This window comes from Lysinibacillus sp. NPDC086135, from assembly GCF_044746345.1.
In the GTDB taxonomy this organism is placed as follows: Bacteria; Bacillota; Bacilli; order Bacillales_A; family Planococcaceae; genus Lysinibacillus.
In genome coordinates this window covers 183,294-201,286 of record NZ_JBIVCA010000003.1, presented here as the reverse complement: position 1 = coordinate 201,286, position 17,993 = coordinate 183,294, and the positions used below count along the sequence as shown (strand labels likewise).

19 protein-coding genes are annotated in these 17,993 nt (G+C 38.0%); all 19 read right to left on the bottom strand.

What is annotated here, in order from left to right:
• Window positions 1-8: 8 nt before the first annotated feature.
• The 19 genes from ACIPKN_RS06035 to ACIPKN_RS05945 all read right to left on the bottom strand — a co-directional run bounded on the left by ACIPKN_RS06035 (window position 9) and on the right by ACIPKN_RS05945 (window position 17,982).
• Entirely contained in the window at window positions 9-2,411 is a 2,403-nt protein-coding gene (locus ACIPKN_RS06035; RefSeq protein ID WP_400934302.1) for a chemotaxis protein CheW, read from the bottom strand.
• Window positions 2,412-2,425: 14 nt separating this feature from the next.
• Window positions 2,426-3,580, bottom strand: a complete 1,155-nt coding sequence (locus tag ACIPKN_RS06030) for a protein-glutamate methylesterase/protein-glutamine glutaminase (RefSeq protein WP_400934301.1) — start codon at window positions 3,578-3,580, stop codon at window positions 2,426-2,428.
• Entirely contained in the window at window positions 3,581-4,456 is an 876-nt protein-coding gene (locus tag ACIPKN_RS06025) for a MinD/ParA family protein (protein ID WP_400934299.1), read from the bottom strand. It lies immediately after the preceding gene.
• Window positions 4,453-5,649 (bottom strand): flagellar biosynthesis GTPase FlhF, encoded by a 1,197-nt coding sequence (gene flhF, locus ACIPKN_RS06020; RefSeq protein ID WP_142507457.1) that lies wholly within the window; start codon window positions 5,647-5,649, stop codon window positions 4,453-4,455. The genes ACIPKN_RS06025 and flhF overlap by 4 nt, the downstream gene beginning before the upstream one ends.
• Window positions 5,646-7,679, bottom strand: a complete 2,034-nt coding sequence (gene flhA / locus ACIPKN_RS06015; RefSeq protein ID WP_400934297.1) for a flagellar biosynthesis protein FlhA — start codon at window positions 7,677-7,679, stop codon at window positions 5,646-5,648. The genes flhF and flhA overlap by 4 nt, the downstream gene beginning before the upstream one ends.
• Window positions 7,680-7,702: 23 nt before the next feature.
• Window positions 7,703-8,791, bottom strand: a complete 1,089-nt coding sequence (gene flhB, locus ACIPKN_RS06010) for a flagellar biosynthesis protein FlhB (protein WP_142507459.1) — start codon at window positions 8,789-8,791, stop codon at window positions 7,703-7,705.
• Window position 8,792: 1 nt separating this feature from the next.
• A complete protein-coding gene (gene fliR / locus ACIPKN_RS06005; protein ID WP_142507460.1) occupies window positions 8,793-9,569 on the bottom strand; it encodes a flagellar biosynthetic protein FliR in 777 nt (258 codons plus the stop codon).
• Between the two features lie 4 nt (window positions 9,570-9,573).
• Complete coding sequence (gene fliQ, locus ACIPKN_RS06000; RefSeq protein ID WP_142507461.1) at window positions 9,574-9,843, bottom strand: flagellar biosynthesis protein FliQ; 270 nt, start codon at window positions 9,841-9,843, stop codon at window positions 9,574-9,576.
• Between the two features lie 13 nt (window positions 9,844-9,856).
• On the bottom strand, window positions 9,857-10,522 hold the full coding sequence (gene fliP, locus ACIPKN_RS05995) for a flagellar type III secretion system pore protein FliP (protein ID WP_142507462.1): 666 nt from the start codon (window positions 10,520-10,522) through the stop codon (window positions 9,857-9,859).
• Window positions 10,519-11,187, bottom strand: a complete 669-nt coding sequence (locus tag ACIPKN_RS05990; RefSeq protein ID WP_400934294.1) for a flagellar biosynthetic protein FliO — start codon at window positions 11,185-11,187, stop codon at window positions 10,519-10,521. Before ACIPKN_RS05990 ends, fliP begins: the two co-directional genes overlap by 4 nt.
• Window positions 11,188-11,197: 10 nt before the next feature.
• On the bottom strand, window positions 11,198-11,560 hold the full coding sequence (locus tag ACIPKN_RS05985) for a response regulator (protein ID WP_049668450.1): 363 nt from the start codon (window positions 11,558-11,560) through the stop codon (window positions 11,198-11,200).
• A 21-nt stretch (window positions 11,561-11,581) separates the two neighbouring features.
• Window positions 11,582-12,820: a flagellar motor switch phosphatase FliY gene (gene fliY, locus ACIPKN_RS05980; RefSeq protein WP_400934292.1), complete on the bottom strand. Its 1,239-nt coding sequence runs from the start codon at window positions 12,818-12,820 to the stop codon at window positions 11,582-11,584.
• The gene (gene fliM / locus ACIPKN_RS05975) at window positions 12,813-13,808 is read right to left on the bottom strand and encodes a flagellar motor switch protein FliM (protein ID WP_049668449.1); all 996 of its coding nucleotides are present in this window, start codon (window positions 13,806-13,808) and stop codon (window positions 12,813-12,815) included. Before fliM ends, fliY begins: the two co-directional genes overlap by 8 nt.
• Before the next feature lie 32 nt (window positions 13,809-13,840).
• Window positions 13,841-14,269 (bottom strand): flagellar basal body-associated protein FliL, encoded by a 429-nt coding sequence (gene fliL / locus ACIPKN_RS05970; protein WP_142507465.1) that lies wholly within the window; start codon window positions 14,267-14,269, stop codon window positions 13,841-13,843.
• Entirely contained in the window at window positions 14,259-14,480 is a 222-nt protein-coding gene (locus ACIPKN_RS05965; RefSeq protein ID WP_400934290.1) for a flagellar FlbD family protein, read from the bottom strand. The genes fliL and ACIPKN_RS05965 overlap by 11 nt, the downstream gene beginning before the upstream one ends.
• A gap of 114 nt (window positions 14,481-14,594) precedes the next feature.
• Entirely contained in the window at window positions 14,595-15,563 is a 969-nt protein-coding gene (locus tag ACIPKN_RS05960) for a flagellar hook-basal body complex protein (RefSeq protein WP_400934288.1), read from the bottom strand.
• A gap of 77 nt (window positions 15,564-15,640) precedes the next feature.
• Window positions 15,641-16,012 carry a TIGR02530 family flagellar biosynthesis protein gene (locus ACIPKN_RS05955; protein ID WP_400934520.1) on the bottom strand — a complete coding sequence of 124 codons (372 nt, stop codon included), beginning with the start codon at window positions 16,010-16,012 and terminating at the stop codon, window positions 15,641-15,643.
• Between the two features lie 15 nt (window positions 16,013-16,027).
• Entirely contained in the window at window positions 16,028-16,714 is a 687-nt protein-coding gene (gene flgD, locus ACIPKN_RS05950; RefSeq protein ID WP_400934286.1) for a flagellar hook assembly protein FlgD, read from the bottom strand.
• Between the two features lie 2 nt (window positions 16,715-16,716).
• The gene (locus ACIPKN_RS05945; protein ID WP_400934285.1) at window positions 16,717-17,982 is read right to left on the bottom strand and encodes a flagellar hook-length control protein FliK; all 1,266 of its coding nucleotides are present in this window, start codon (window positions 17,980-17,982) and stop codon (window positions 16,717-16,719) included.
• Between the last annotated feature and the right edge of the window lie 11 nt (window positions 17,983-17,993).

Sequence of the window (17,993 nt, the reverse complement as noted above, 5' to 3'; positions counted from 1 at the left end):
CATTCACCTTATTTAATAAGTGCGTTACAATCCACAATTAAGGCTACTTTTCCGTTACCTAAAATTGTTGCACCTGAAATTGCAAAGATATTCGTTAAGTAGTTTCCTAATGATTTCAGAACAATTTCTTGTTGGCCAATGAATGAATCCACAACTAAACCAGCAAGCTTCTCACCTTTTCGAACGATGACCACTGAATGGAATTCGTCACCCTGTGGTTCTTTGCGAGGTACCTCAAAGATTTCTTCTAAAAATACTAGTGGTACTACTTTGCCACGGAAGTCGATTACTTTTTGATTATGCGCATTCATAATTTCAGATGAACGGATAATGGAAGTTTCGATAATTGATGAAAGTGGAATTGCATAAATCTCTTTCTCTATTTCTATTAGCATGACAGAAATAATCGATAATGTCAGTGGTAATTGAATCGAGAATACTGATCCTACATCTTGTGTAGATTCAATTGAAATATTTCCACCCAATGATTCTATTGTTGTTTTAACAACGTCTAATCCAACGCCTCGGCCTGATACGTCAGAAATAACATCTGCCGTTGAGAAACCAGAAGCCAAAATAAGCTCATTGATTTGCTTATCTGACATTGAATATGATTGCTCTTGTGTAACAATACCTTTAGAAATAGCTTTCGCAAGTACTTTTTCACGGTTAATACCTGCTCCATCATCTTCAATTTCAATAAAGACATAGTTACCACTATGATAAGCACGCAGGACAACTGTTCCTTCTTCTGGTTTACCTTTTGCAAGACGAGCAGTCGGATTTTCAATACCGTGGTCAACAGAATTACGAATTAAATGAACAAGAGGATCCCCGATTTCATCGATTACGGTACGATCTAGTTCTGTTTCAGCACCAATAATTTCGAGGTTAATTTTCTTGTTTAGATCACGAGATAACTGACGAATCATTTTCGGGAAACGATTGAATACTGTTTCAACCGGAACCATACGCATCGTTAAAATAATAGTTTGTAAGTCACCCATGACGCGGCTCATACGTTCCACTGTTTCATTTAACTCTCCATGGTTAACTTCAGTTGCAATAGACTGTAGTCGTCCTCGATCGATAACAAGTTCTTCAAATAAGTTCATTAATATATCAAGTCGCTCGATATTTACACGAATTGTTTTATTACCTACAGGCGCATGACTTTTTTCAGCCTTAGCAGGCGCCGCTGCTTTTGCAGGTGTAGGTGTTGCAGTATTTGTTTTAGGTGCAGTAGCAGGTTGAGCCTCAACTTCTACCGTTGCTGTTGCCACTACTTCTTGAATTGCTTGTTCTTTTTCGCTATGGTGCTTTTGTTCGATCGTTGCGACAATCACTTCTTCGACTTCAGAAACTTTCATAATCTTTTTCTGCATATCTTCAGCAGATTCTTTTGTTACGAAGGCTACGTAAAATTGTTGGTCGAACTGTTCGTCTTCAAGCTTATCTACAGATGGATTTGATTTAATGACATCCCCATCTTTTTCCAATATTTCAAACACCATAAATACACGTGCTGCTTTCAAAAGACAGTCCTCACGTAATTTCACTGAAATTTCGAATGCATTGAAACCTTGTTCAGCAGATTGTGAAATAACTGTTTGTTCAAAGCCGTCATACTCTAACATACTTGCTACAGCAGTAGTTGGTGTCTCAATAGTTGCGACAATAACTTCTTCAACTTCTGAAACGCTCATAATCTTTTTCTGCATATCTTCAGCAGATTCTTTCGTTACGAAAGTTACGTAAAATTGTTGGTCGAACTGTCCGTCTTCAAGCTTTTCTACAGATGGAGTTGATTTAATAACTTCTCCATCTTTTTCTAAAATCTCAAACACCATAAATACTCGTGCTGCTTTTAAAAGACAGTCCTCACGTAATCGCACTGAAATTTCAAATGCATTGAAACCTTGTTCCGTAGATTGAGCAATAACTGTTTGTTCAAAGCCGTCATACTCTAACACACTTGCTACAGCTGTAGCTGGTGTCTCGGCAGTTACTACTACTTCAGGAATCGCTTCCTCACCTAATTCAATACGCTTTAATTGAGCAACAGTTGAAGATACATCACGTTTTCCATCTCCGCCATTTGCAATGTCCATTACCATTTCTTCTAGATGGTCAACAGACTCGAAGACAACATCTAAAATTTCAGGAGTTACATGGATTTTCTCATTGCGGATCGCATCCAACACATTTTCCATTTTATGAGTTAAATCTGCTAAATCTTCAAAGCCCATTGTCGCAGACATACCTTTTAATGTATGCGCAGAGCGGAATATTTCTCCAACAATCGCCAAATCGTCTGGATTTTTTTCTAGTTCTAATAAATGTTCACTACACGCTTGTAAATGGTCTTTACTTTCTTCAATAAACATCTCTAAATATTGATTGACTTCCATAAGAGGACACCCCTTTAAGGCAAATATTTCATTATTGTTTGTGCAATATCATCTACATCTGCTACTTCATCGACAAGCTGCGTTTCCACTGCTGCTTTCGGCATACCATACACTATGCAAGTTTCAGCTGACTCAGCGATTGCAATCACATTTCCAGTACTTTTTAGTGCTTTTAGTCCATCAGAGCCGTCATGGCCCATACCTGTCATAATAACTGCCACTTTATCAAAATCATTAAATTGGCTGACATCTTCAAACATGACATCTACAGAAGGGCGATGTCCAGATCTAGGTGGTTCATTATTATCAAGAACTATGCCAAAGGAGGTACCTACTTTTCTAAGTTTTAAATGATACCCACCAGGTGCAATATACGCCGTGCCATTTTGAAGAATATCTCCTTGCTCAGCTTCCTTTACGGTAATCTCACTCAATTGATCCAAACGAGTTGCAAGAGATTTTGTAAATCCTGCTGGCATATGTTGGACAATTAAAATTGGTGCTTGAATTGATTTTGGGATTTTTGTTATTACTTCTTGTAATGCTCTAGGTCCGCCGGTAGAAGTCCCAATCAGTACAATTTTCCGCCCTACTTTATTCCATTCAACATGTGGCTTTGATAATTCTGCCCTTGTCGGAAAAACATTGACAGGAGGAGCCACTATGCCTTCACTAAAAGATTCTCGTCTAACAGTACTCGCTATTAATGAATGTTCTTGTTGTCTTTTACTACCAGAAGGTTTTTTTAATTTTGAAATAGGTACCAATGATGCTTGTTCAACCTTGTGAACAAGTTCGGTTTGGATTTTATGTAAATCAAGAGAAATTGTTCCGCTCGGCTTTGCGACAAAATCTACTGCACCAAGTTCAATTGCTGACAAGGCATTTTCTGCTCCTCGTTGAGTTGTACTTGAGAGCATGACAACAGGTACTGGACATATAGTCATAATTTCTTTTAAAGCATCAAGCCCATTCATTTCAGGCATCTCAATATCCATTGTCACAACTGTTGGCTGCAATGATTGAATCTTCTTTATCGCATCTTTCCCATTTCGTGCTGTTCCAACTACTTCAACCTTCGAGTTGCCAACAAAAAAGTCACTAATTAGCTTTCTCATAAAAGCAGAATCATCAACAACTAATAGCTTGCTTTTATGTAAAAAGTCCAATTAATCACGCCCTTTCGAAAAAATACTTCTTAATTTAGTTAAGAAATTACCCGCTGACTGATCATGTGCATGAACTTCCTCCACACGGTATTCCATAAAACGTGCCACTATAAGATGAAGCGTCTTTGTAATAAGCGCGTCTGGATAGGCAAGTGAAAAAGGCACTTGCTCACGCACAGCCTTACGCACAACAGAATCTTCAGGTAATGAGCCTAATATTGTAACCTCTTTGTCCAAAAAACGTTTCATCGAACGCTTCAGTCGTTCATTGGTTTCCAGTCCTTCTTCTTTACTATAAGCTCGATTACAAAGTATATAAAATTGCTTGTCTACATCTCTCGTATGAATATATTTCATCATTGAATAGGCATCTGTTATAGAAGTTGGCTCTGCTGTTGATAAAACAATGATTTCATCTATAGAAGTTAGTAAATCTAATGACCAGTTAGTTGCTCCTGCTCCCATATCAAATAAGATGTAATCAAAGCTTTTTTGAAGCTGCTCAAATGCATGAATGAGTCGATCAAACATAATCTCTGACCATTGTAAGACGCCCGACATGCCAGACCCGCCTGAAATATACTTTAAATCGTAAGGACCTTCAAATATTACCTCATCTAGTAACTTATTTCCTTCTAAGTAATCTTTCAAACTATAGGATGCATTTTTTCCAATTAAAATATTGATATTTCCCATACCAATATCCATATCAACGATGACAACTTTTTTCCCTTTATTGGCCATTGTAATGGCAAAATTCATCGTGAAGTTACTTTTACCAACTCCACCTTTTCCACTTACAACCGCAATTGCCCTGCCTAATTCGCCTTGCTGTTTTAACATTTTCAAGCGTAATGTTTCAGCTTGGTCTCTCATTTTTCTTCACCTTGGAAAAATAAATTTAGTACTGCTTCTAGATCAGCTTCCTCAATATCTTCTGGTACTTCTTGACCATTCGTGTAGTAAGCAAGTCCTTTATTATATTTAATCATTAAATTAATCATTGTGCCAATAGAATTTGTTTCATCAATTTTTGTAAAAATGAATTTTTCAATTGGTAATTGCTTAAATTGCTCTACAATGTTTGCCATATCCTTTTCTTTCGTTGTCATAGCAAGTACTAAGAAGGACTCAGCTTGATCATCAAATTTTATGAGACGCTGTAAATCGTCTACATATTTTACCTCTTTATAATTGCGGCCAGCTGTATCTATAAACACTAAATCTAAATGGGACAAACGATGGATTGCTTGTTCAAAATCTGTTGCATTATAGGCAATTTCGACAGGAGCTTGTAACAGTCCAGCATACGTTTTTAATTGTTCAATTGCGGCAATACGGTAAGTATCTGTCGTGATAAATCCTATTTTTTTCTTTTTTTCTAAAACTGCTCTAGCTGCCATTTTAGCAATTGTCGTAGTCTTTCCGACACCTGTTGGACCTAGAACATTAATATATTTTTTGTCATAGGATAAGCCCCCGACTGGGAGATTCTCTAGCTCTTTGCGCAATAAATTTTTCGTAACCATCTTACATTGAGAAAAATTGATTTCTGACGCTTCTTTGAAATGCGTAAAAAGCTCATCACCAATCGTTGTGATGAGCTCCTCACTTAGCTCCTGCTGTCTTAAGTATTCAATGAAGGGTAAGAGTTCATCGGGATATTGATCTTGGATAGTCTTCTTATGCATAGAATGCATTAAAGATTTTAAATCTGCGATTTCCTTCCTCAAATCTTCAGAAATGCCAGTTTCCTCATGCAAGGGCACATCATTCTGTGGCTGTACTTGGTGCGTTTTAGCTTGCACAGCATTCGTAATCTCTTGTAACCTTACATTTTCTTTTTTAGCTGTTGTTATAGGTAAAGCTGCAGGTGCTGGAGCCACATTACCTGGCTCCATTGAATCAATCCCTGCAACAACCTCAAAACTTTTCTTTTTAATGATTCCAAAAAACTTTTTTGTAACGACTACTTTCGAATTCAAAATGACAGCGTCCTCACCTAATTCAGCACGTACAAGCTTCATCGCTTCTGGTATGGAGGATGCATAATATTTTTTCATTTTCATTCAACATTCACCACCCCAACACTTTGAATTTCAATTGTAGCATCAAGTTCATTGTATGATAGAACTGGAATTTGCGGGAAATAACGCTCCGTTAGTTGACGTAAATACATACGAACTGCTGGAGAGCATAAGATAATAGCAGATTGTTCCATAAAGGAAACGCGTTCTACTTCTGCAGCCATAGTCTCCAAGACAGTTTGAGAATCTTGCGGATCCATCGCTAAGTAATTTCCGTGATCAGTTTGTTGAATACTATCAGCAATCATTTTCTCTACTTTACCCGAAACAGTTATAACCTTTAATGATGAGTTGTCTCCTACGTATTGAGAAGTAATCTGACGTGCCAATGATTGACGTACATACTCCGTTAATATATCGGTATCGCTCGTTAACTTTGCATAGTCTGCTAGCGTCTCAAAAATAATTGGTAAGTTTCGCACTGAAACATTTTCTCGTAAGAGTTTACCCAGTACTTTTTGAATTTCTCCAGTCGATAACGGTGTAGGCGTCAGCTCTTCGACTAAAATTGGATGTGTTTCACGTAAATGATCAATTAACTGCTTCGTCTCTTGACGACCGAGTAATTCATAAGCATTTGCTCGAATCATTTCGGTTAAATGAGTCGACACTACGCTCGGTGGGTCAACAACTGTGTAGCCGAACATTTCGGCATCTTCTTTCACTTGCTCAGTAATCCATTTTGCAGGTAAACCAAATGACGGTTCAACTGTGTCAATTCCTTCGATGGAATCATCATCTCCTGGACTCATTGCTAAATAATGATCAAGTAGAAGTTCCCCACGTGCCATTTCGTTACCCTTTATTTTAATTCGATATTCATTTGGTTGTAATTGAATATTATCGCGAATACGGACAACCGGAATGACAATCCCTAATTCTAATGCTAATTGTCGACGTATCATAATGACTCGATCTAATAAATCTCCACCTTGAGCAGCATCTACTAACGGTATTAAACCATAGCCGAATTCAAACTCGATTGGGTCCACATTTAATAAATTCACAACGTTTTCAGGGCTCTTCATGCCGTCTGTTGCCACTTCTTCCTCAATTTCAAGTAATTCTTCTTCATCCTCTGGTTTCTTATGATCCATCATATAAGCACCAGCAATTAGCGAACCACCAATTGGAAGCGTTATCCATAAAGGGATAGGTGTGAAAAATCCAAGTAAAAGTATTGTTCCACCAGCTACATAAAGCAGTTTCGCTTGAGCAAAAAGCTGCCCTGTAATATCTTCACCAAGACTTCCCTTAGAAGATGCACGTGTTACGACAATCCCTGTCGCAGTAGAGATAAGTAGCGCAGGAATTTGTGAGACAATACCATCCCCAACTGTTAACTTAGAAAAATGATTCGCTGCATCTGCAAATGGAAGACCCATTTGCGCAACACCGATGATGATACCAAATAATAAGTTGATAATAACCATGACCATAGAGGCAATGGCATCCCCTTTTACGAATTTTGTGGCACCATCCATCGCTCCGTAAAAGTCCGCTTCACCCGCTACTTTTTCGCGTCGTTCACGTGCTTCCTTTTCAGAAATAACTCCTGCATTTAAATCAGCATCAATACTCATTTGTTTACCTGGCATCGCATCCAGTGTGAAACGTGCTGCTACTTCAGCTACACGCTCCGCTCCTTTTGTAATAACGATAAACTGAATTAACACAAGAATTAAGAATACAACTAAACCAACTAGTACATTCCCGCCGACTACAAAATCACCAAACGTTTCAACAACCGCACCAGCATCACCTTTGGCTAAAATGGCACGTGTTGTAGAAACGCTCAGTCCGAGTCGGAACAAAGTTAACAATAAAATAACTGAAGGAAAAATAGAAAAGTCTAACGCTTCCTTCATACTCATTGCTGTTAACAGTACGATTAATCCTAATGTAATATTAATGACGATTAAGAAACTTAACATCCACGGAGGAAGAGGAATGATGAGCATCGCAACGATTAAAATAACCGCACCTAAAACCCCTATATCGCGAACTTTCATTTGTGTCCCTCCTACAAAAAGCTTTAAATTTTCCGCTTAATTCGATAAACATAAGCAAGCACTTCGGCTATTGCTTTGAAAAACTCTTCTGGTACTTGATCACCGATTTCAACTTGATCGTACATTGCTCGTGCTAATGGCCTGTTTTCAACCATAATCACATCATGTTCTTTCGCAATCATTTTAATTTTTTGAGCGATAAAGTCTGTACCCTTGGCAACAATGCGTGGGGCTTCCATACTTTCCTCATCATATTTGAGGGCAATCGCATAGTGAGTTGGGTTAGTGATGACAACATCGGCGTTTGGAATCTCTGACATCATTCGACGCATCGCCATTTCGCGTTGGCGTTGCTTAATTTTCGATTTTATCAGCGGATCGCCCTCACTATTTTTATATTCATCTTTAATATCTTGCTTAGACATTTTAAGATTTTTTTCGTAATCAAATTTTTGATACATCCAGTCTAAAAGGGATACACAAAGTAAGACAAGCGAAGCAGCAATCCCCATAATACCAACAAGCTTACCCACGGTAATAAGAGTTATCCATGGGCTTTTAAAGGATAACGCCAAAACTTTCGGTAAATTTGTCCAAACTATAATTGTCGTAACGCCACCGATGAAGCCAATCTTTAATACTGACTTTATAAGCTCTATAATGGCTTTAACAGAAAATATTTTTTTCAACCCTTTGATCGGGTCCATTTTTTTCAAATCAAACTTCATTGGTTCTAATGTAAATAGAAAACCGAACTGTAGAAAGTTACCTGCCAACGCTCCAACAAATGCAATTCCCATAATTGGACCAATAACAAAAGCCATTTGCGCCAATGTTTCTGTAAATAAGCGCATCACACTATCAATTGTTAGTGTTTCTACGCGTATGTTATGAATAAAAGTTTGCTTAAAAAAAGCTAAAAGATCGTCTAGCATTGAACCTGCAAAGAAATATAAAAAGATAAATACCATGAGCATGACAATTGCACTGGAAATATCCTGACTCTTGATAACCTGACCTTTTTTTCGAGCATCTTGTCGTTTTTTGGGCGTTGCCTTTTCCGTTTTTTCTCCCGCAAAATACTGTAAATCTAAATCCAGTAGTAGCAACATTTTACCCACCACCTAAAATAGCCATTACATCACGCATCGCATAAATCATAATTGTAATAAGCTTTTGTATCACTTGAACCATTACAGCCATCATTGTGAATAACACTAGAAAACTAACACCAATTTTAATAGGAAAACCAACAACAAAAATATTTAATTGCGGTACAGTTTTCGCCGTGATTCCTAGTGCCAAGTCGACTAAAAATAAAGTAGCTACTACTGGAGCAGCCATTTGAAAGGCAATCGCAAAAACAGCTGTAAATTTTGTGATGATAAACTCTATATAATTATCATTTGCGAAATTAGGAAATCCTTGATCCATCGGTAAAAATTGATAACTATAATAAATTCCATCGAGAATCATATGATGTCCATTTATAGCTAGTAGAAAAAGTAATGCTAGCGTATTAAAAAACTGTCCTATCAATGGACTTTGTGCACCTGTTTGCGGGTCAATAATATTGGCAATGGCAAAACCCATTTGAAAATCTATAAAGCTTCCGGCAATTTGAATTGCCGACATGATGATATAGCCTACTAAACCGAGTAACAGTCCAATGAGTGCTTCTTTCATCACTAAAAGTATGTAATCACCATTAAATACAAATGGTTCGACGTCAATTGTGTAATACATCATCCAAGCTAAAACTAATGCGAGCGTTATTTTAACTTGTGGCGGAATCGTTCTGTACGAGAAAAAAGGCACCGTGACAAAAAATGCCGATACGCGCACAAGCACTAATAAGAAAACCGTAAAATGCGGGATTAATTCATTCATCTACTCACCCTATATAACGCGTTAAATTCTCAAAAATGTCTCTCGCATAGCTAGTCACTTGTGATAACATCCAAGGACCGAAAAATACGATGGCTGCTAATACAGCGATGATTTTTGGCACGAATGCTAAAGTTTGCTCTTGAATCGATGTAGTTGCCTGAAAAATACTTACCGCTAAACCAGAGATTAAAGCAACTAATAGTAGCGGACCGCTTGTTAGAAGGATAACCATAATGGCACGCTCTGCAATGGAAATAACCAATTCACCTGTCATACTGTATCATCCCCTAAAAACTTTGTAGTAATGATTTCATCACAAGATACCAACCATCAACGAGTACAAATAATAAAATCTTAAACGGCAATGAAATCATAACCGGTGGTAACATCATCATCCCCATCGACATTAGCGTACTTGCGACAATCATGTCGATTACTAGGAATGGAATAAAAATCATAAAACCAATTTCAAATGCTGTTTTAATCTCACTCAATGCGAAAGCAGGTACTAGCATTGTCAGTGGAATTTCTTCTACAGATGCTGGTGTTTCTGCTTTATTATACTTTAAAAATAAATTAAGATCCTTTGGCCTTGTATACTTACTCATAAACTCTTTAAACGGCACACTGGCTCGATCGTACGCTTCTTCAATGCCAATTTCCTCAGAAAATAATGGCTGTAATGCCTCTTTATTGACCTCTTGAAATGTTGGGGCCATGATAAAGAAAGTTAAAAACAAGGCAAGCCCTACAATGACCTGGTTCGGTGGCATTTGCTGTGTCGCCAACGCAGTACGAACAAACGATAATACGATAACTATTCGTGTGAACGATGTCATCAAAATTAAAATACTAGGTGCCAGTGAAAGAACTGTTAACATCAAGAGAAGCTTCACTGCGCTAGAGACATTTGTCGGGTCGCTGTTGGAAAAAACACTGATTACATCATTCATTTATCATCATTCTCCTTTTGCTTCCATTTCTCCAGCTCTTCACTGCGCTCCTGTTTAATTTCGGAAATCTTTTTTTCGAACAGCTCACCAAAAGAGTTTTGTTGTTGTTGTACTGTTGAACTTTCATTATTTTTTTTCTTAAACTTAGATAATACTTCTGCAATATACGGTGATGTTGCTGCAAGTTCTTGTCGTTCATTATATAGCGCTAAAAGTGTTGCAATTTCATCCGGATCAGTAATTTCACGTAATAGCTGGACATCATCACCGACCCCAACTAAATAGAGTGTTTTACCTACTTGTAATAGTTGTACCGACTTTTGGGCACCTAACGATAAACCGCCTAAATTTTGTACTAATTGATTACGTTGAAAGTTTAAATTTCTTCTATTTAAAAACTTCATTAATCCATAAAATAAAGCTACAACAAAAATAAGCGCCAACACCATTTTTATGTATTCCCACGTAGATACACCTCCAGCCGCTTGTGAATCTGAATCTTTCTTAGCAGCTGGAGTACTATCTTCTTCACAATCTCCTTTTTTGATGCAGTCGCTCACAGAATTCGTGTTAGATTCTGCATATACAGAAGTCGTTGTAGGGTACAAAAACAGGAAGGATACAAGAAATGCGAAAATCATCGTTAGACGAAATGATTTTAACATTTGCATTCAATCATCCTAGAGCTTTTTGAATCGCTTCAATTACACGATCAGCTTGGAAAGGTTTCACAATAAAGTCTTTCGCACCAGCTTGAATTGCATCGATTACCATTGCTTGTTGTCCCATTGCCGAACACATAATGACAGTTGCATTTGGATCTGAACCTTTAATTGCTTTAAGCGCAGCAATACCGTCCATTTCTGGCATCGTAATATCCATTGTTACTAGGTCTGGCTTTAATTCGTTGTACTTTTCAACTGCCTGTAAACCATCAGCAGCCTCTCCAACAACTTCAAACCCATTTTTCGATAAAATATCCTTGATCATCATGCGCATGAATGCGGCATCATCTACAATCAAAATTCTTTTAGACATGGTTAACTCCTCCAATTGAAACTATCTTAAATTATTTAAACGCTCTGCTTGACTTAAAACATCTGTAATGCGGACACCGAAGTTTTCATCAATAACAACGACTTCACCTTTAGCGATTAAACGGCTATTTACTAAAATATCAACTGGTTCACCAGCCAATTTATCTAGTTCAATAATCGAACCACTAGATAGTTCTAATATCTCTTTTACAGAACGCTTTGTACGTCCTAACTCTACAGTAACTTGCAATGGAATATCAAGTAGCATATTTAAATTTCTAGCTTCAGATTGCGAGATAACATTTGGATCAAAACTAGCAAACTGTGCTTGTTGAACATTGACCGGTTGCATAGGTCTTGTTGCTTGAGGAATCTGTTGTTGCTCTTGATACATTGGTTGCTGCACAGGAGCTGTCTGCTGTTGATATACTGGCTGTTCAGGCTGTGGTGCTACTGGCGCTTGCGGTTGCATAGTCGCTTGTGGTTGTACAGGCGCAGGAGCTACTGGCGCTTCAGGTGCTATTGTTGCAGCCACAGGTTCACCGATTGATTCTGTTTCTCCTAACAGAGATTTTACAATGTTTTGACTAAATTTCAGCGGCAATAATTGCATTATATTCGAATCAATTAAATTACCAATTTTCAATCTAAACGATACTTTTACGAGTAAATCATCTTCAGGAATATTTTCTCGTCCTTCGTTTTGAGAAATATTCATTAAATCAATAGTAGGTGGAGAAATATCCACTTTTTTATTAAATACTGTCGACATTGAAGTAGCCGCAGAACCCATCATTTGATTCATAGCTTCTTGCACGGCACTTAGCTGAATTTCACCTAAATCTGGTTTCGGATTTAAGCCATCTCCACCTAACATTAAATCAGCAATAATCGCTGCATCGGATTGCTTAATAACAAGCAAATTCATACCTGTTAACCCGATTGTATATTCAACCTGTACGGCTACATAAGGATGAGGAAATTCCTCTTCTAATTTATTTCGGTTAATCATTGAAATACTTGGGGTAGTAATATCTACTTTTTGACCTAGTAACGCTGAAAGCGCCGTTGCAGAGCTACCAAAAGATATATTTCCTACCTCACCTAACGCATCTTGGGCAAACGAATCGAGGTAATCCTCTACTTTTAAATCATTAATTTCCTCATTTGTAGAAGCTTCAGTGCCGCTGTTTTTATCTTCCAACGTTTCGCCCCTTAATAACGCTTCAATTTCTTCTTGGGAGAGCATTTCATCACTCATCTTCGTCTCCTCCTTTCAAAGGGTCGATAATCTGGATTGCTAATTTTTTGCCTTGTTTTCCTGGTTGAACTGTAAATTTCGGTAATGTCCCTACTTTTAACAGTAGTGGATCTTCAATTTTTTGTTCTAATTGAATAACATCTCCAACTTGCATTGTGAGGAAATCCTCAATGGTAATGTCTGTAATACCTAGTTCAACGGAAACAGGTAGTTGTGCTTGTTTCACACGTGTTTCAAGCATTTTTGTTTGCTCTGGAGACATCTCTTTTGTATTAGTCTGCATCCAGTAACGAACAGAAAGATTTGGAACTATTGGCTCCAATACAACATGCGGGATACAAATATTAATCATACCGCTTGTCTCACCGATGATCGTATTTAAGGAAATAACGACAACTGTTTCATTTGGTGAAATCATTTGTAAAAATTGAGGGTTGACCTCAAGTTCTACTAAAATTGGATCAATTTCCGCAACATTTTCCCATGCCTCGCGTAAATTGTCGAATGAACGTTCAAAAAGGTTTGTCATAATTTTAGTTTCAATTTCTGTTAAGTTATCCACATTACTATGACTCGCCCCACTACCGCCCATTAAACGATCTAACATCGAGTAGGCGATGTTTGGGTTTATTTCCATCAATATATTACCATCTAATGGTGGCACTTCAAACACATTAATGAGTGTCATATTCGGAATCGAACGTACAAACTCTTCAAATGGTATTTGGTCCACTGATGCAACAGTAATCTGCACATAGCTTCTTAGCTGTGCAGAAAAGAAGGTTGTCAGTAATCGTGCAAAATTTTCATGTATTCGGGTCAAACTTCGGATTTGATCTTTTGAGAAACGAAGTGCTCGTTTAAAGTCATACACTTTAACCTTGCGCCCCTCGTCCTCTTTTTTCATGTCGTCCGCTGACATTTCCCCGGTTGATATTGCGGAAAGCAGCGCATCTATCTCGGATTGAGATAACACATCTCCTGCCATTTGCCCACCTCCATTTCAAGCAGTTTCTTTAATTATTGGGTGATGAAGGAGGTAAAATAAACTTCCTGAACTTCTCCCTCTTGCATCAATTCATTAATTTTTGTTTTTAATGATTTTTGGAAAACTTGTTTTCCTTGCTTACCTTCTAAATCTTTTTGCTCCATCTCGGAAAGCTCTTGAATAACAATATTTTTCACTTGGAAATCACGCTTCGTTAATTCAGCAGCAGCATCTTTACTTGATGTTTGAATTTTTAACGAAAAGCGTACAACTTTGTTATCAGCTAGATTTGTAGTAATTTCCGGAATTTCAACAGAAGCTTCTACGATTTCATCAATAGTTGGCTCAAGAGTCTTTGCTGGCTTATTAAATTGAGTAAATAATGCAAAGCAAATACCCCCGATAAGTATAATTGCTACTAGTACGATGATAATCATCGTTAACATTTTGTTATTCTTCATCTTCTTCACCTCGTAGATGCGGGTTTGATAGTATTTGTATATTTTTATAAAAGGCTGATACCTTTTGTCGCACCTCATCTTCACTCTGTAAAACAATGATTTTGGTTCCAGTCGTTAATGTAATGGTCGTATCTGGAAAAGATTCGACCGTTTCTATGTATAAAGCATTCAATGTAAATGCTTTGCCATTTAAACGTGTTAGTTCAATCATTGAAATAGGGCCGGGTCTAGCACGAGAGCCGGCCCGACCCTCCCTCATATGAAATTATGTTTTTAGTTTTGAGCACTTTGAAATCTTAACTGTGTTTCTTTACTTACAAATTACTTAGCGTTTTAAATTTACAAGCTCTTGAAGAATTTCATCAGAAGTTGTGATAATACGTGTATTGGCTTGGAAACCACGTTGCGCCACAATCATTTCTGTGAACTCTTCAGAAAGATCGACGTTAGACATTTCTACCGCTCCCGCAACAACTTGACCCATACCTGCTACAGTAGCTACTTGTGCATATGCTACACCTGAGTTTGTAGTTTGTTGATAGTAATTACCACCTACTTTAGCAAGACCACCAGCGTTCGGGAATTTAGCCATTACCAGCTGTCCAGCCCACTGTAGATCACCGTTTAAATCTTGATAAGTAATATTACCATCAGGTCCGATATTTACTTCTTTAGCTGTTGTCGGGATACGAATAGGTCCTACAGTACCATTAGCAGGTGTTAACACTCCTGCATCATCAAATAAATTAGCACCTTCATCACCAGATGCATTTGGTGCATCATCCGCTAAAATACCTTTATCATCCTTCTCGGTAACAATATCTTTACCCGCAGTGACCCCAACTAAATATTTCCCATCTGCATTTACTAAGTAGCCATTGTTGTCCATGTAGAAAATACCATTACGTGTGAATAACGTGTTATTGAATCCATCTTCATCAATAAATCCAGAAGTTTCGTCTGGAGCGCCATTCGCATTAGCCACCATAAAGAAACCATCGCCTTCAATAGCTAAATCTAGTCCACGTCCTGTACCCTGTAAGGATCCACCACCGTGGATAGTATCGATAGCAGCTAATTGTGAACCTAAACCTACTTGTTTTGGGTTGACACCTCCACGCGTCGCAGTAGATCCAGCTGCGCCTGCTGTTGTTTGAGACATTAAATCTTTAAAATTAACACGTCCTTTTTTAAAACCAACTGTATTAACGTTAGCAATATTATTACCAATAACGTCCAGTTTTGTTTGGAAGTTTTTAAGACCTGAAATACCTGAATACATAGAACGTAACATAATGTCGTTCTCCCTTCATTTATATTGTGTGCCTCTATCAATCAGCACACCTAGGCTTCCTTTCGAAGGTCCAGCCCTTATAGCACGATAGTGCCATCTATATTTGTAAATATTTGCTGCTTTGCTTCCGTGCGGTCCATCGCTGTAATGACAGTTGCGTTTTTAGCACTGACAATTAGAGCTGCTTGATCCATCAAGACTAATGGTTGTTTGACACCTTTTGAGTGTGCTTCAAATACCTTGTCCGATACAACCTGCCATTCTTGTTCAGAAATCGCTATCTTACGCTCTATAATACGTTCATGAGCATGCTTGCTCACTTTTAACTCTTGTTGATTTGTAGCTTCTTGCAAATGAGCTTTAAACGATTGCTGTGCGTTTATTGGCTTAGGTTGTGCCTGGCGAATAGATGGATGCAATGGTACACGATGAATTGAAAACTTATCCATCATTCTTCTCCACCTTTATTCGCTGATTACGGTAAATTCTTTATTTGTTAATTTTTTGTCATTGTCTAAAACATATTGAATGACGCCATCTTTATTCGTTACAGAAACGATACGTCCTTGTAGTTCTTGCTCGCCGTCCATATACGTAACTTTTTTACCAATTAGTTTGCTAGCTTGTACAAGTGGAGATTCTGATTCTGTTACTGCATTATCACTCGAACCGCCTAAAATAGCTGAAATATTACCAGGCGTTAATTCTTTACCATCTGCTAGTTCAAACACTGCATTACCATCTACAAACTTCACCGATTTAATTGTGCCTGTTCCTTCATTAATAACCGGTTTGCCTTTGTCATCTAGCTTATCCGTTACCTCATGCCATTTTACTTCCTTACCAACAAATGATGTATAATTCATAAGCTGTGTTTGCTGCTGTGAGGCAAGTAATGATTCCATCGCTTTTGTCATATTTTGCATTTGCTCTAGCGAAGAGAATTGGGCCATTTGAGAAATGAATTCTCGGTCGTCCATTGGATTTGTTGGATCTTGGTGTTGTAATTGCGTAATTAATAATTTTAGGAACGCATCCTTGCCAAGGTCACTATTACCCGTTTGCTTCGTTGGCTTCTTATAGTTGGAATAATAAAAGTCATCTGTTACATTTGTACTTACTGGTTTTGTATTAGACGTTGCATCTGCCATCTTTACACCTCCTCACTTATTAAAAAATCACTAAATGATTTACCTTCATCATCATCGTCGTTTTTTTGCTCTTGCTCTTCTTGCTGTTGTTGCTTAAAGAAATTATTGAAGAAGCTTTGGTCGCGTTGTTGGCGATCTGCGTCTTGCAATGATTGAGCAATATCGAGTCGATCAACTTGAATATTTTGCTGTACAAAGGCTTGCTTTAATTGATGTGCCTGACTATCAAGTAATTCACGTCCTTGAGCTGTTGAAGCGAGTAGTCTTGCTGTCAGGACACCGTCATTTTGCACAAGCTCGATACGTATTGTTCCTAGATTTTCTGGATACAATTTCAATGTTAAGCGCGTAATACCTTGTGCATTCGAGATTTGGGCTCTATTGATGATTGCTTGCATCTCTTTCAAAAATGCCTCAGACTGTGCTGGCTTTGCTGCTGGCAGTGTCACTTGGAACGTGTCTGCTTTTGTTTGGACTGTATTAGAAGTCACCATTTCATTAGCACTTGTATCTGTCTGCTTTGTAACCTGAACTTGTTGAACGACTTTTTGGAAGCCTTGCAACGAAAGTGTCACTGTTGTTTTAGTTGTTACTTGCTGTTCAGATAGAGTCGTTTCTACTTGTGTTTGAATCGTTGTCAAAAGACTTTTTATGTCAGTTAGCAAGTTTTCTTGTGATGCTGTTAAGTCCGTTTTTTGCCCAACTAATTGTGCTAACTTTAACACTTGAAGTAATGGCGCTGCTTCCTTTGGCGTCACTTGTCCTTCACCTTGTAAAGCTGTTACGATTTGCGTTTGAAGCATTGGTGCCTGAGCGTCTACTAGTGCTAAAAGCTCCCAAACATCTTTTGCTTCTTTATCTTCGCCTAGCAACTGTTGTACTAATTTTTGAAGCTGCTCGGCATCAATCCCCAATGCATCCATTAGGTTATTTAGATTTAACATTTCATCTATTGCAACAGCTTTGCCTTCATCACCAATTTGAAGCATTAACAAGCCATCGTCGTGTGGAATCCCCAGTAAGTCTAGTACGTCTTCTATAGATTCAGCATTTAAAACTGCTGTCAAATCAGAGGTATCTTTTGTATCTGCTGACTGTGTAGGCTGCTGTATTTGATTTGAAGAAGAAATAATCTGTCCAAAAACAGACCCAAACTTGTTCGACGGTCCATTAGCTTTAATATTGGAATCGCCTGATGTTGTAGGTTTTGTAGCCGCTGCTTTAGTTGGCATAGGCTTAGACATCATTTGCATCATTGCTACATCCATTTTTTCACCTC